Origin of the sequence: Erwinia artemisiae, from assembly GCF_051400835.1 — a bacterium.
Classification (GTDB): Bacteria; Pseudomonadota; Gammaproteobacteria; order Enterobacterales; family Enterobacteriaceae; genus Erwinia; species Erwinia aeris.
Genome location: NZ_JBLFFM010000001.1, coordinates 45,770 through 58,917, shown reverse-complemented (window position 1 = coordinate 58,917; position 13,148 = coordinate 45,770). Strand labels below are relative to the sequence as shown.

The following is a 13,148-nucleotide window of genomic DNA, read 5'->3' as shown; positions in this document are numbered from 1 at the left end:
CGCGGGCCGCTTATTTGTCCGCGCCTTCCGCTTTATCCCAGTATTCAAAGCGATAGGCCGCGCTGATATTGCGCAGCACTTCACCGTGCGCAAAGACTTCTCTCTCATGCGAGTAGCTTAGCGTGCAGTTGCCCCGCTCGTCCCACAGCTGGCATTCATCCTGCGTGGTCAGCTCGCTATCGGGGTTATGCGTTTGCATCAGTAGCCCCTTTTCCCGCTTTTTATCGTCATAGCTCCACTGCATTTCGCTGTTGCCCGAACGGCTGGCGATCAGCAGATTTTCCGCATTCCAGCTATAGTGAAACTCGCCGTTGGCCTGCGCGTCCGATCCTCTCGCCACGCTTTTTATCAGCCGCTGACGGCTGTCGTAGCTGTTAGTGGTTTCCGTAAAGCCCTTTTTGCCCTGCAACAGAAACGCCTCGGACGAGCTGGTAATGGTGCCCGTTTTACCGGTCAGATAGTTGACGGTTCCCTGTTTATTGCTGACTTCCACCAGCTTGCCCTTTTGCAGCACGAAGACCGACAGAACGTAGTCGGCCTGCCAGCCGGTGGCGACGCGCGTGACGCTTTGCACCATTCTGAGCGCGACGTTACCTTCGTTCTTGTCAAAGCTGATATCCGCCCGCAGCAGCGCGCCACAGCGATCGAACTCACCGAGAATGCGTTTTTGCTGGTCGACATCCTTACCAAACTCGCCCATTACAACCTGTTTTATCGGCCCTTTCGCGGTACCGCCCAGCAGCAGCAGGCTGTTGCTGTCGTTAACCCGTGCGGCGTTGGCGGGACAGGTATCTGCGCCCTGTGCCGCGCCCGCCAGTAGCATGAGCGGCAGCAGAAAAACGTTGGCGGTCATTATGACTTTCATCAGTGAACTCGCAGCAGCCAGAGATGTGTTCAGTGTAAGAGGAATTTCGGTTCTGCGGCAGAAAAAAAGCCTCACCAAAATGATGAGGCCTGGTACTTGCAAACATCACGTCGTTAACCTGGCGTGCTGTGCGGCAAAATCGGGGTCAGGCTACGCTTGCCGACGAGCCAAACGAGAGCGAGAGCGAGGCTTTCATGGCTTCCACCATATCGCCGTCAACGCAGGCGCGGCTGAACTCATCCGTTTCCGCGACGGAAGTCATGGAAACACCGGCTTTACGGTAGCGCATTGCAGAGGCGATTCGCTGGCTGGCGGAGCTGTGTAGCTCACGCAATCCGGCTTCCACAAACTTATGCAGGTTGCTCATGCGGACGCCAGCGCCGGCCATAATGATTGGACCCTGGGTAAGCTGATTAAGTTCCCTTAATAAAGGTAAACCGCTTTCGGCGCTTTGTTGCTGGCCGGAAGTCAGGATGCGCGCCACGCCCAGGTCGGTAAGCTGCCGCAGCGCCGTCAGCGGGTTGTGACAGAGATCGAAAGCGCGGTGAAAGGTCACCTCCATGCCTGCGCAAAGCGCCATGACCTGCTTCATCCTGGCGATATCAATATGCCCGTCCACATCCAGTATGCCGACCACCACGCCCGGAAAACCAAGCTCGCGGATCCAGGCGACATCGTCTTTAATCTGACGAAACTCGTTGTCACTGAAGCAGAAATCACCGCCGCGCGGACGCACCAGGGGATGAACGGGTATGGACACGGTTTCGCGAGCCTGCAACAGGCTGCCAGCCGAAGGCGTTAATCCGCCTTCCGAAGGCGCAGCGCAAAGCTCCACCCGATCGGCGCCAGCGGTTTGCGCGGCCAGCGCGCAATCAATCCCATAGCAGCATACTTCCAGTTTTAACATTTCATTCTCCTGTTAATGACTGCCGGCTGGTTGTGTAAATCTGTTTCGCTGTTTAGTCTGCTTTCGAACATTAAAAATAATAGTAACGGGAATCACCAACATGACATGCACTTTCGACCAGCGTATCGATCGCCGTCACAGCGATAGTCTGAAATGGCAGAAATATGGCGGTCAGGATATTTTGCCGCTCTGGGTAGCAGATACCGATTTCCGCTCGCCGCAATGTGTGATTGACGCGCTTCAGCAGCGCGTGGCCCATGGTATTTTCGGCTATGGCACCACGCCGGATGAGCTGATTGCCGTCACCACGGCGCGAATGCTGGCGCGCTATCAGTGGAAAATCGATCCGGAATGGCTGGTTTTACTGCCGGGCGTGGTCAGCGGGCTGAATTTAGCGGTACGCGCTTTTACCGAGCCGCATCAGGGCACCATCGCGCCCACGCCGATTTATCCGCCGTTCCGCTCTGCGGCAAAGCTGGCCGACCGCGCGCAGCTTAACGTGCCGTTAAAACTGCATGAGGGACGCTGGCTGGCGGATTTTGACGAGCTGTCACCCGCCATGACCGGCAACGAAAAACTGTTAATGCTGTGCAATCCGCAAAATCCCGGCGGCACGGTTTATCGTCGCGAGGAGCTGGAGGCACAGCTGCGCTTTGCGCAACGTCACGATCTGATCGTCTGCTCTGATGAAATTCACTGCGACCTGCTGCTGGAAGACGGCGTGCAGCATATTCCTTTTGGCAGTCTTAACGAAGACGCGCAGCGACGCTCCGTGACGCTGATTTCGCCCTCAAAGACGTTCAATATTGCCGGGCTGGGCGCTTCGCTGGCCATTATTCCCGATAAAGCGTTGCGCGCGCGTTTCAACAAAGCACGCCTGGGCATTGTGCCGCAACCGGATATCCTGGCGCTGGTCGCCGCGACGGCCGCCTGGCGAGACGGGCAGCCGTGGCTGGACGAGCAGCTGGCCTATCTTAAAACCTCAAGGGACTGGCTGACCGAGCGTATCAACGCTATTGAGGGGCTTTCGCTGGCCCGCCCGGAGGCGACCTATCTGGCGTGGATTGACGCCAGCCAGCTTAACGTTGCCAGCCCGGCGCTGTTTTTTGAACGGCACGGGCTGGGCTTTTCCGCCGGGCGCGATTTTGGCGACGATAGCTTTGTACGCTTTAACTTTGGCTGCCCGCGCGATCTGATTGTGGAAGCGGTGCGACGGATGGAAAAAGCCGTGCGGACGTTACGACGCTAGCTCGCTCTCTACAATCTCTTTCAGGCTCCAGGGATGGAACTTGATCGTCACCTGGCCGTCGCTGACCGCGAGCGTCGGATTAGGCAGCCTTTCGCCCTCTCCTTTCGGCGCGCTATTTTTAATGGCTATCCCTGGTTTAGAGAGGCTCTCATCCGACAACAGCGCCAGCGCACGCACGCTCAGCTGCGCTTCATCGCCCGGCAGCACGATCTCAACGTGCTCCCAGCCTTCATGCCGATAGACTTTTTCACCGGGCCAGGGCAGCTCCACCATGCTGATTTGCCATGGCCCGACCCGTAATGGTTCATGCAGCTCAAACAGCGCGACCGGCCGTCCGCCTATCATCTTTTCTGAAAACAGCACGCCGTGCTGCAAAAAACCTTTTTTCCAGCGTTCCGCCGTCGCGACCTGATGGCAGCGTACGGCGATGTGATCGGCATGATGCGCAGCCAGATCCAGCCCGAGCCGCGTCGCCAGATGGTTAATTTTGTATAGAAACTCTCCAGAATCCTTAACTAAATCGTTTAATTCTTCCGCTACTTTACCTGAAAACATGCCTTCCTCGTTAAATTACTTTAAAAATATTAATCATTTTTATGCCATCACACCCCGTTTTCGGGCCAGCTTTCCTGATGAAGAAAAACGTAACAGCCCAGGATAGCTCGATAATTGCGGATTATTATCCTTTTCTTTAGTTAAATTTGGTTTAGTCCCAGCATATTATTTAGAAAATTTGGCTTAACTTAATGTTTTAATTTAGTTAAATTTATACAATGCGACTATTCTTAAATCCCGTTCGTCGACTCCAGGGTATTCTTATTTCTTATAGATTCGTTTCGCTTCTCACACAAGGAATAGCAAATGCTGATGTTAATACTTATTGCAGCGCTTATCGTTATGACGGGCTTTGCTCTGGTGAGGCACTGGAAGCTTCGTAACGAAAAGACGACTATCGCCAGCCCGCATCGCCCTCACCGTCGTCGCACCTGACCAGACAACCAGGAAGCAGCGCCCGCTGTTTCCTGTGCCCTCTCCTGTTTACACGCCTGGATAACTACAGCCTAAATGCAGTATACTTTTTCCCTTCTTTTTTAGCGGTAGCGAACAGCCACTCTGCTGTCCGACTCCGTTTAGTATGACGGCCTGGCCTCAGCGCGCAGGCGTTTTTGCATATAAAGGTAATCCGGTGAATATTCAGGCTCTTCTCTCAGATAAAGTCAGTCAGGCGATGATCGCGGCAGGGGCTCCGGCCGACTGCGAGCCGCAGGTGCGTCAGTCCGCTAAGGCACAGTTCGGCGATTACCAGGCAAACGGTATTATGGCCGTTGCGAAAAAACTGGGCAAGGCGCCGCGCCAGCTTGCTGAAGAGGTGCTGACCCATCTCGATCTACAGGGGATCGCCAGCAAGGTTGAAATCGCCGGACCAGGTTTTATCAATCTGTTTCTTGACGCCGGCTGGCTTGCCGCCCAGGTAGACCGCGTTGTCGACGCGCCGCGCCTGGGCGTGTCGCCGGTCGAACCGCAGACTATCGTTATCGACTACTCTGCGCCTAACGTCGCCAAAGAGATGCACGTTGGTCACGTTCGCTCCACCATCATTGGTGATGCGGCGGTGCGCACGCTCTCCTTCCTGGGCCACAACGTGATCCGCGCCAACCATGTGGGCGACTGGGGCACGCAGTTCGGGATGCTGATCGCTTACCTGGAAAAACAGCAGAACGAAGCCCATGAAGAGATCGCTTTATCCGATCTGGAAGCCTTCTACCGCGAAGCCAAGCGTACCTATGACGAAGATCCGGCTTTTGCCGAACGCGCGCGCGGCTACGTGGTAAAACTTCAGGGCGGCGATGAATACTGCCGTAAAATGTGGAAGCGTCTGGTGGACATCACCATGTCGCAGAACCAGAAAGTCTACGACCGCATGAACGTGACGCTGAGCCGCAAAGACGTCATGGGCGAAAGCCTGTACAACGATATGCTGCCGGGCATCGTTGCCGATCTGAAAGCCAAAGGCCTGGCGGTAGAAAGCGAAGGCGCTACCGTGGTTTTCCTGGACGAGTACAAAAATAAAGATGGCGAGCCGATGGGCGTTATCATCCAGAAAAAGGATGGCGGCTATCTTTATACCACCACCGATATCGCCTGCGCGAAATACCGTTATGAAACGCTTCATGCCGATCGCGTGCTCTACTATATCGATTCACGTCAGCACCAGCATCTACAGCAGGCGTGGACCATCGTGCGTAAAGCCGGTTATGTGCCGACGTCCGTGCCTTTAGAACACCATGCGTTTGGCATGATGCTGGGCAAGGACGGCAAGCCATTTAAAACCCGCGCGGGCGGCACCATCAAGCTTTCCGATCTGCTGGACGAAGCGGTCGAGCGCGCCACGAAGCTGGTTAGCGAGAAAAACCCGGATATGCCAGCCGACGAACTGGCGAAGCTTTCCAACACGGTGGGTATCGGCGCGGTCAAATATGCGGATCTTTCTAAAAGCCGCACCACGGATTATGTGTTTGACTGGGACAACATGCTGGCCTTTGAAGGCAACACCGCGCCGTATATGCAGTATGCCTATACGCGTGTGCTTTCCGTGTTCCGCAAGGCGGGCATTGAAGAATCCGCCGTCACGGGCAAAACCGTGATTGCTGAAGATCGCGAAGCGGCGCTGGCCGTACGCCTGCTGCAATTTGAAGAAACCATCACCCAGGTCGCGCGCGACGGCACGCCGCACGTGATGTGTGCTTACCTCTACGATCTGGCCGGTCTGTTCTCTGGTTTCTACGAGCACTGCCCGATCCTGTCTGCCGAAGACGAAGCGACGAAGCAGAGCCGCCTGAAGCTGGCGCTGCTGACCGCGAGAACCCTGAAGCAGGGTCTGGATACGCTGGGTATCGAAACCGTCGAAAGAATGTAACAGGCGATCCGCAAAGGGACGAGCTTTCGTCCCTTTTTATCGCTAAAGATTTAGTCTGTTTTATTCTGCCTGGAAAATTTACCCGGAAGCCCGTACCGGATTAAAGCTTTTATTTCCCCATTTCATCTCGCCTCGCTCATCCTCCTGCTGAATTTCCGCCATAGCTGCCTGCATAATATTCAGGCACTCTGCGGCTGGTTTACCTGCTTTTTTAAGCGCTTCCGTTGCCAGAGCGTAATATTTCAGCACAGAAGATTTCGTGTAAGACAGGATGGCAGGTACAGAGCAAATGCTGCCGGAATCAAATCGCTGAACAAGCGTATCAGCGGATGTCCCTATTTCTTCCGTTGCCTGAAGCGTTGCCAACGGCTTATTGATCAATGCAAAACTTATTGCCTCAACGAGCTCAATAGCCTGTGGGTCGGTAATTGAATGACTTATCGCTTTTATTTTTCCAGGTAATACAGCAATCGTCTGGCTATTCCCTTTTGCAATATTGCTAATAAATTGCCCCCAGTTTTCTTCGACCATCACTGAGCTACAGGCTGCGGAAGTGGAAAACAGACATAACGTCATCAACAAGAAAGATAGATTTTTCATCTTATTACCTCCAGCTCTCTGTCATGGGAAGACCAGATACGATCCCGGGTCGCAGACCTCAGGATAATACATCCCCTGGGAAGCAAAGCCTGCTGGTTTGCCTATACGTTCGCCATGAATACGAAACTCCGTGCGCCCAAAGGTTTCACCAGTGATTTGCCTGAGCACGATCGTCATTGGCCCTTTTGTGTGGGTACGCTGCGTGATACGCCATTTACCACGCGGGATCGGCCCCATTCCTCTTACCTGCTGTCGGTCGGGATTATTCTTATTAGTCAGCACACCTGAATAACCACGGTCGATATACTCGCTATCGTGATAAAGATTTCCCGTAGATTGCTGATAAATCCATGCCATGTGCATTATCCTTATACAAATCTGTGCGGTTCCAGGTGGCCTGATTAGGTGATTTAGCCACCAGGATATGCCAAAATTATTCTGATTTAGCTGAAGCGGACTGCCCCTTATACGCTCTATCCTTTTCGAAAATAAGTAGCATAATGAGTGGGATACCCGCCGTTATTTCCCCCTCTTCCTGAAAAGCGGGCAACGTATTTTCATCACACATTGCGCCGCAAAAAAATGATTAAGTTCACCTTATTGCACTATTTACGGTTTGTCTGTTATGACAAACCGCTCCCTGATGCCGTCGCCTGCCCTACAATGACTTCTGTAACCTGCCGCCCATGCCGCAACGACCTTTTCCGCAGACTTGCGTAACCCATCGCCAATCCCGCACCATCCTTACCGCCACGCCGCTGCCTGACCGCAGTAAGAGGCCATGCGGATAAGCGGACTGATTCAGCCTGTTTATCAGGTACTGCACAAAATATTTGAAAATAACACCGTTATATAATAATACTGCCGAGCTACTTTCGTTTCCCACCTTCTGACCGCATTGTTATTTAATTATCGGAAGTTAAACAGGATTAATGCTGAGTTCTTTGCAGACAATAAATAGCCGTGCGATCTCACGCCCCTTGCTTGCGGCCTGCCTCACAAAAAATAAGCAACACCTGTTTATTTTCATCTTATTTTACGAGCAGCTTTCCATAACTAAATAAAGGCATAATCCTTTGAAAGAAAACGATCCATGGAGTATTGACGGCGTAAAGAAAAAGCATAGAGTTGATGGGCGGCGCCTGAAGCGAAGCAGAAATAGCGAGACCCGCCAGTGGTGGAACACTGACGAGCCTCTGACCACAATGTTAAAAGGAGTAACATGATGGCTGTAAAACAGTGTACCCAAACTCGCCCTGATTTTACAAATTTTTCCTCGCTACCTGCGGGAATGGACTTTATCGATTTGGCGGAATATAACGAGCGTCTGGTTGCCGCCTTAATGGAAACGGATAATGATATGGAGCGTCTTTCTCTTTATAAAAAAATGGCCGCCAGCCTTGAACAGCTGGCGACGACTTATGAAGAACCGGTGCCTGACGAGCGCCTTCCACAGCTAACGGCGTCGAATATTACAGCTTTTCATCCTGTCACTTTTATTGCGGAACCGGAAAGAGTCACCCAATATTGCCAGGCTTTAACCCGGCTATTAATTCACAACCTGATTGATGCGGAAGCCAGACTGACGCTCAACGATCTGCTGTTTGATCTGGTCAATTATCAGGTGGACGATCTGAAAGCCCCGCGCTATATGGAAACCTGGAACGGTTTAGTCCAGGTTCGCTAAATTCGCCGGGAAAGACAGGCCGCATTCAGTCCGCAGCGGTCTGTTCTTTTGCTTTTCTTTAGTGCCGCAGCGACCTTTGCAACCCATCGCCAATCCCGCCTGCTCCACAGCGACCTTTGTAACCCGCCCCTTACTGCCTGCCATTCACCCCGCAGCGACTTCTGTAACCTGCCTCTAATCGCAACGACCTTTTCCCGCAGACTTACGTAACCTATCGCCAATCCCGCCTTTGCAACCTATTGCCGATCTCACCGCCGTTCTTACCGCCACACCGCTGCCAGACCGCAGTAAGGGGCAGTGCGGATAAGCGGACCGTTTGGCGCAGGGAAGCGCCAACCGAGCCTCCACGGATGGATTTACGGCGCGTCCGTGTTCCGCACCGACCCTTGCTGCCTGCTACCCATGCCGCAGCGACCTTTTACCACAGCCAACTTTTACCAAAGCGACTTCTGTAACCTGCCTCCATGCCGCAGCGATTTTCTTCCGCAGACTTGCGTAACCCGTCGCCAAACCCACACCATTCTTACCGCCACGCCGCTGCCTGACCGCAGTAAGGGACAGTGCGGATAAGCGGACCGTTTGGCGCAGGGACGCGCCAACCGAGCCTCCACGGACGGATTTACGGCGCGTCCGTGTTCCGCACCGACCCTTGCTGCCTGCTACCCATGCCGCAGCGACCTTTTACCACAGCCAACTTTTACCAAAGCGACTTCTGTAACCTGCCTCCATGCCGCAGCGATTTTCTTCCGCAGACTTGCGTAACCCGTCGCCAAACCCACACCATTCTTACCGCCACGCCGCTGCCTGACCGCAGTAAGGGACAGTGCGGATAAGCGGACCGTTTGGCGCAGGGACGCGCCAACCGAGCCTCCACGGATGGATTTACGGCGTGTCCGTGTTCCGCACCGTCCCTTGCTGCCCGCCACTCATGCCGCAGCGACCTTTACAACCCATAAACCCCACAACTATGCTCAGTGCAACACAGCTTTCGTACCGTCCCTTGCTGCCTGCCACTTGCCCCGCAGCGACTTCTGTAACCTGTCCCAAGTCACAGCGGCTTTTCTCCGGCTTCAGAACGCAAAAAAGGGGCGAATCGCTTCGCCCCTTTCTGCACTGCCTGCTTTTGCCCTGCACTGCCTGGCTTTGCCCGCCAGGCTACCGGTAATTCACCATCACTTCATTACTCAGCACGCGCAGCGTCTGCGGCAGCCGACCTTGTCCCTGCACGCCATAGACAAAGTGCAGCGTTTCTCCGGCATGAATATTGGTTAACCCTCGCGTCGCGCCGCTCGCGCCGTCAAGCGGCACGCAACGCCTTTCGGCACAAAGCCAGGCGGCAAAACCGGAAGGCATTGGGCCGGTCAGCTCATAGCGCCAGCTGATCTCCGTTATCGCGCCGGTCACCGTCTCCGACGCCTTCAGCGCGGGCGACGTTAACTGCATCCCGCGGTTCAGCAATCCCGGCCCCGGCGCGGAGGCGTGCCAGGCGCCGCCGGCAGCCAACGCCAGCTGTGGCAGACAGCACAAAAACAGCAGCGCCTTTTTCATCAATGACCACCAATAGTCGACGTCATACGGATCTGACGATTATCGGTCAGCTCCAGGTTAGAAATCACCATCAGCTGCGGCAGGTTGCGACGCAGGAAGCGGGCCAGCAGCGCGCGCAACGGATGGTTAACCAACAGCACCGGCGGCGCGCCCAGCGACTCCTGATGCGCCAGCGCGCCCTGCGCCTGCGCCAGCAAACGATCTGCCAGGCCCGGCTCCAGACCGCCGCCGCCCTGCAACGCCTGCAGCAGCAGACGTTCCAGCGTGGTATCCAGTCCGATAACCTGCACTTCGCCGTTGCCCGGATACCACTGCTGGGTAATCGCCCGGCCCAGCGCCACGCGCACTACGGAAGTCAGCTCGTGCGGATCGGTCTGCACGGTCGCGTGCTCCGCCAGCGTTTCAATAATGGTGCGCATATCGCGGATGGAAACGCGCTCCGACAGCAAATTCTGCAACACCTTATGCAGCGTGGTCAGCGTAATCACGCCAGGGATTAAATCTTCCGTCAGCTTCGGCATATCCTGAGTAACGCGATCCAGCAGCTGCTGCGCTTCCTGACGGCCAAACAGCTCGCTGGCGTACTGGCCAATCAAATGGTTCAGGTGCGTAGCGACTACGGTACTCGCTTCCACTACGGTATAACCCTGGATCTGCGCCTGCTCTTTCAGCGCGCTGTCGATCCAGATAGCGGCCAGACCAAAGGCTGGATCCACCGTCACTTCGCCCGGCAGCGTGCCTGCGGCGGTGCCGGGGTTGATCGCCATCCAGCGGCCCGGATAGGCGTCGCCGCTGCCGATTTCTACACCCTTCATCAGAATACGGTAGCGCGCTGGCGGCAGCTCCATATTGTCGCGGATATGCACCACCGGCGGCAGAAAGCCCATCTCCTGCGCGAATTTCTTACGAATGCTGCGGATACGACCCAGCAACTCGCCATCCTGCGTATTGTCCACCATGGGGATCAGTCGATAGCCGACTTCCATGCCCAGCGTGTCTTCCAGCTGCACATCGGTCCAGGACGCTTCTACATTCACCGGCGTTTCCGCGCTTTTCACCATGCTGCTCTGCGGCATGGCTTTCGGTTTGGTCTCCTGACCGCGCATATACCACGCAAGGCCCAGCAGCGCGGCGGTAAACAGCAGGAACACCAGGTTCGGCATTCCCGGGATCAGACCCAGTAAACCCAGCACGCCTGCGCTCAGCATCATCACGCGTGGATTTTTGAACAGCTGGGTAACCATCTGTTCGCCAACGTCCTGATCGGTCGCCACGCGGGTCACGATAACGCCGGCTGCGGTTGAGATAACCAGTGCCGGGATCTGAGCAACCAGACCGTCACCGATGGTCAGCAGCGTATAGGTTTCGCCTGCGTGCCCCATATCCATACCATGCTGCACCACGCCCACCAGCAGACCGCCGATAACGTTGATGACCATGATCATAATGCCTGCGACGGCGTCGCCGCGAACGAACTTACTCGCACCGTCCATTGACCCGTAGAAGTCCGCTTCCTGGGTGACTTCCGCACGGCGTTTTTTCGCTTCGTCTTCACCAATCAGGCCGGCGTTCAGGTCGGCGTCGATCGCCATCTGCTTACCGGGCATCCCGTCCAGCACAAAGCGCGCGCCCACTTCGGCGATACGGCCAGCACCCTTGGTGATAACCATAAAGTTGATGATAACGAGGATGATAAAGACCACGATACCGATGGCGAAGTTGCCGCCCACCAGAAAGTGCCCGAAGGCCTCAACCACCTGTCCGGCCGCCGCCGCGCCCGTATGCCCTTCCATCAGGATGATACGGGTTGAGGCGACGTTCAGCGCCAGGCGCAACAGGGTGGAGAAAAGCAGAATGGTCGGAAACGCAGCGAACTCCAGCGTTTTCTGGGTAAACATCGCTACCAGCAGCACCATTATCGACAGCGCGATATTAAAGGTGAACAGCAGATCGAGGATGAACGGCGGCAACGGCAGCACCATCATCGCCAGGATCATCATAATCAATACCGGCCCGGCCATAATCTGCCATTGGGTATCTTTCATATTCGGTAAGCGCAACAATGTGGCCAGATTCACCATCAGTCTTTCTCTCCAGAGCCAAAGTCCAGCGCTTCCGGCACCGGTAAATTAGCAGGTTTTTTCGGGGCCAGGCCGCCTTCCAGCTTCCAGCGACGGAGCTGCCAGACCCAGGCCAACACTTCTGCAACAGCCGCATATAACGTACCGGGAATATGCTGACCAATTTCACTATGTCGATAGAGCGCGCGCGCCAGCGGCGGCGCCTCCAGGACAGGAATACGGTGTTCTTTACCTAATTCGCGAATACGCAGCGCCACTTCGCCTGCGCCTTTCGCCACCACTTTCGGCGCGCTCATTTTTCGTTCGTCATACTGTAAGGCGACGGAATAGTGCGTCGGGTTGGTCACGATAACGTCCGCTTTCGGTACATCCGCCATCATGCGTCGACGGGCCGCTGCGCGCATCTGCTGACGAATACGCCCCTTAACGTGCGGATCGCCTTCCTGCTGTTTATATTCGTCACGGATTTCCTGGCGGGTCATGCGCAGCCCTTTGTAGTAGCTGTACAGCTGCCAGAAAACGTCAAATCCCACCATCGGCGACAGGCCCAGCACCACCAGCACGCAGCACATGGCAATCATGTTCAGCGAGCTGGCCAGCGCGGTATAGGGCGATTCGCTGATCAGGCGCATCATTTCCGGCCAGTTATGGCTGACATACAGCCAGGTCACGCAGCCGACCAGCACCGCTTTCAGAATCGATTTCACCAGTTCCGTCGCGGTCTGCGCGGAGACCAGCTTGGCTAAGCCTTTAATTGGATTCATCTTGCCAACGTCGAACTTAATCGCTTTGCCGCTGATCAGCACGCCGCCCAGCAGCATCGGCGCGGCAATCGCTACCAGCACCAGCCCCGCCATCATCGGCAGCAGCGTATACACCGCCTGCACAAAAAGTCTGCCGATCAGGTGCAGCATCTGGCTGGTATCGCTGACCACCGAGTGGTTGAACACTAATCCCTGAGCCAGCAGCTGACCGATTTTGCGGGCCATGCTTTCGCCGCCCATCCACAAAATACCCAACCCCGCCACCAGCATCAGCACCGAGGTCAGCTCGCGCGAGCGCGGAACCTGCCCTTCTTCTCGTGCTTTTTCAAGTCGGTGGGGGGTTGCGGATTCGGTCTTTTCCTCTTCGCTGTCACCAGACACAGGCTATCCTCAGGGAATTTCTGGAGTACGGAATGAATGCGGTTAGGATGCCAAAAAGGCGCAGGGATGATGCCGCGAGTAAACGCGTAAAAAGGGGGTTATTCAGGTAATAGCAAAAAAGGGCCGATAAGGATCGGCCCTGAGCGGAA

General features: G+C 55.3%; 12 protein-coding genes. 4 read left to right on the top strand and 8 right to left on the bottom strand.

What is annotated here, in order from left to right:
• Nucleotides 1-10: 10 nt before the first annotated feature.
• Together ACMGEE_RS00255 and cutC are read right to left on the bottom strand one after the other, a co-directional pair.
• Nucleotides 11-853, bottom strand: a complete 843-nt coding sequence (locus ACMGEE_RS00255) for a hypothetical protein (RefSeq protein ID WP_301252223.1) — start codon at nt 851-853, stop codon at nt 11-13.
• 157 nt (nt 854-1,010) lie between these two features.
• On the bottom strand, nt 1,011-1,772 hold the full coding sequence (gene cutC, locus ACMGEE_RS00250) for a copper homeostasis protein CutC (protein WP_253460691.1): 762 nt from the start codon (nt 1,770-1,772) through the stop codon (nt 1,011-1,013).
• 100 nt (nt 1,773-1,872) lie between these two features.
• On the opposite strand from cutC, the gene ACMGEE_RS00245 reads away from it, so the two are divergent.
• Nucleotides 1,873-3,021, top strand: coding sequence for a MalY/PatB family protein (locus ACMGEE_RS00245; protein WP_436829454.1), 1,149 nt, complete (start codon nt 1,873-1,875; stop codon nt 3,019-3,021).
• Here the strand turns inward: ACMGEE_RS00245 and ACMGEE_RS00240 are convergent.
• Nucleotides 3,010-3,576: a VOC family protein gene (locus ACMGEE_RS00240; protein WP_253460685.1), complete on the bottom strand. Its 567-nt coding sequence runs from the start codon at nt 3,574-3,576 to the stop codon at nt 3,010-3,012. The genes ACMGEE_RS00245 and ACMGEE_RS00240 overlap by 12 nt on opposite strands.
• 306 nt (nt 3,577-3,882) lie before the next feature.
• Here ACMGEE_RS00240 and ACMGEE_RS00235 point away from each other — a divergent pair, with 306 nt between their 5' ends.
• Together ACMGEE_RS00235 and argS are read left to right on the top strand one after the other, a co-directional pair.
• Nucleotides 3,883-4,011 carry a hypothetical protein gene (locus ACMGEE_RS00235; RefSeq protein ID WP_301252226.1) on the top strand — a complete coding sequence of 43 codons (129 nt, stop codon included), beginning with the start codon at nt 3,883-3,885 and terminating at the stop codon, nt 4,009-4,011.
• A 196-nt stretch (nt 4,012-4,207) separates the two neighbouring features.
• Complete coding sequence (gene argS, locus ACMGEE_RS00230) at nt 4,208-5,938, top strand: arginine--tRNA ligase (protein WP_436829453.1); 1,731 nt, start codon at nt 4,208-4,210, stop codon at nt 5,936-5,938.
• A 78-nt stretch (nt 5,939-6,016) separates the two neighbouring features.
• Here argS and ACMGEE_RS00225 read toward each other — a convergent pair whose 3' ends face one another.
• Both ACMGEE_RS00225 and ACMGEE_RS00220 read right to left on the bottom strand, forming a co-directional pair.
• Complete coding sequence (locus ACMGEE_RS00225) at nt 6,017-6,538, bottom strand: hypothetical protein (RefSeq protein ID WP_436829452.1); 522 nt, start codon at nt 6,536-6,538, stop codon at nt 6,017-6,019.
• A 21-nt stretch (nt 6,539-6,559) separates the two neighbouring features.
• A complete protein-coding gene (locus tag ACMGEE_RS00220; protein WP_436829451.1) occupies nt 6,560-6,895 on the bottom strand; it encodes a tlde1 domain-containing protein in 336 nt (111 codons plus the stop codon).
• A gap of 865 nt (nt 6,896-7,760) precedes the next feature.
• On the opposite strand from ACMGEE_RS00220, the gene ACMGEE_RS00215 reads away from it, so the two are divergent.
• On the top strand, nt 7,761-8,225 hold the full coding sequence (locus ACMGEE_RS00215; protein WP_436829450.1) for a hypothetical protein: 465 nt from the start codon (nt 7,761-7,763) through the stop codon (nt 8,223-8,225).
• Nucleotides 8,226-9,380: 1,155 nt separating this feature from the next.
• Here ACMGEE_RS00215 and flhE read toward each other — a convergent pair.
• Genes flhE through flhB form a run of 3 tightly spaced genes read right to left on the bottom strand, consistent with a single transcriptional unit; the run spans nt 9,381 to nt 12,999 of the window.
• Nucleotides 9,381-9,773 (bottom strand): flagellar protein FlhE, encoded by a 393-nt coding sequence (flhE, locus tag ACMGEE_RS00210; RefSeq protein ID WP_301252233.1) that lies wholly within the window; start codon nt 9,771-9,773, stop codon nt 9,381-9,383.
• Nucleotides 9,773-11,854 carry a flagellar biosynthesis protein FlhA gene (gene flhA / locus ACMGEE_RS00205; protein WP_436829449.1) on the bottom strand — a complete coding sequence of 694 codons (2,082 nt, stop codon included), beginning with the start codon at nt 11,852-11,854 and terminating at the stop codon, nt 9,773-9,775. The genes flhE and flhA overlap by 1 nt, the downstream gene beginning before the upstream one ends.
• Nucleotides 11,854-12,999, bottom strand: coding sequence for a flagellar biosynthesis protein FlhB (gene flhB / locus ACMGEE_RS00200; protein WP_253460665.1), 1,146 nt, complete (start codon nt 12,997-12,999; stop codon nt 11,854-11,856). The genes flhA and flhB overlap by 1 nt, the downstream gene beginning before the upstream one ends.
• Nucleotides 13,000-13,148: the final 149 nt, after the last annotated feature.

Bases quoted from the DNA above. Each gene is read 5' to 3' on its own strand.
- ACMGEE_RS00255 (WP_301252223.1), bottom strand. From the start codon at position 853: ATGACCGCCAACGTTTTTCTGCTGCCGCTCATGCTACTGGCGGGCGCG.
- ACMGEE_RS00215 (WP_436829450.1), top strand. From the start codon at position 7,761: ATGATGGCTGTAAAACAGTGTACCCAAACTCGCCCTGATTTTACAAAT.
- cutC (WP_253460691.1), bottom strand. From the start codon at position 1,772: ATGTTAAAACTGGAAGTATGCTGCTATGGGATTGATTGCGCGCTGGCC.
- ACMGEE_RS00220 (WP_436829451.1), bottom strand. From the start codon at position 6,895: ATGGCATGGATTTATCAGCAATCTACGGGAAATCTTTATCACGATAGC.
- flhA (WP_436829449.1), bottom strand. From the start codon at position 11,854: ATGGTGAATCTGGCCACATTGTTGCGCTTACCGAATATGAAAGATACC.
- ACMGEE_RS00225 (WP_436829452.1), bottom strand. From the start codon at position 6,538: ATGAAAAATCTATCTTTCTTGTTGATGACGTTATGTCTGTTTTCCACT.
- ACMGEE_RS00235 (WP_301252226.1), top strand. From the start codon at position 3,883: ATGCTGATGTTAATACTTATTGCAGCGCTTATCGTTATGACGGGCTTT.
- ACMGEE_RS00245 (WP_436829454.1), top strand. From the start codon at position 1,873: ATGACATGCACTTTCGACCAGCGTATCGATCGCCGTCACAGCGATAGT.
- flhE (WP_301252233.1), bottom strand. From the start codon at position 9,773: ATGAAAAAGGCGCTGCTGTTTTTGTGCTGTCTGCCACAGCTGGCGTTG.
- ACMGEE_RS00240 (WP_253460685.1), bottom strand. From the start codon at position 3,576: ATGTTTTCAGGTAAAGTAGCGGAAGAATTAAACGATTTAGTTAAGGAT.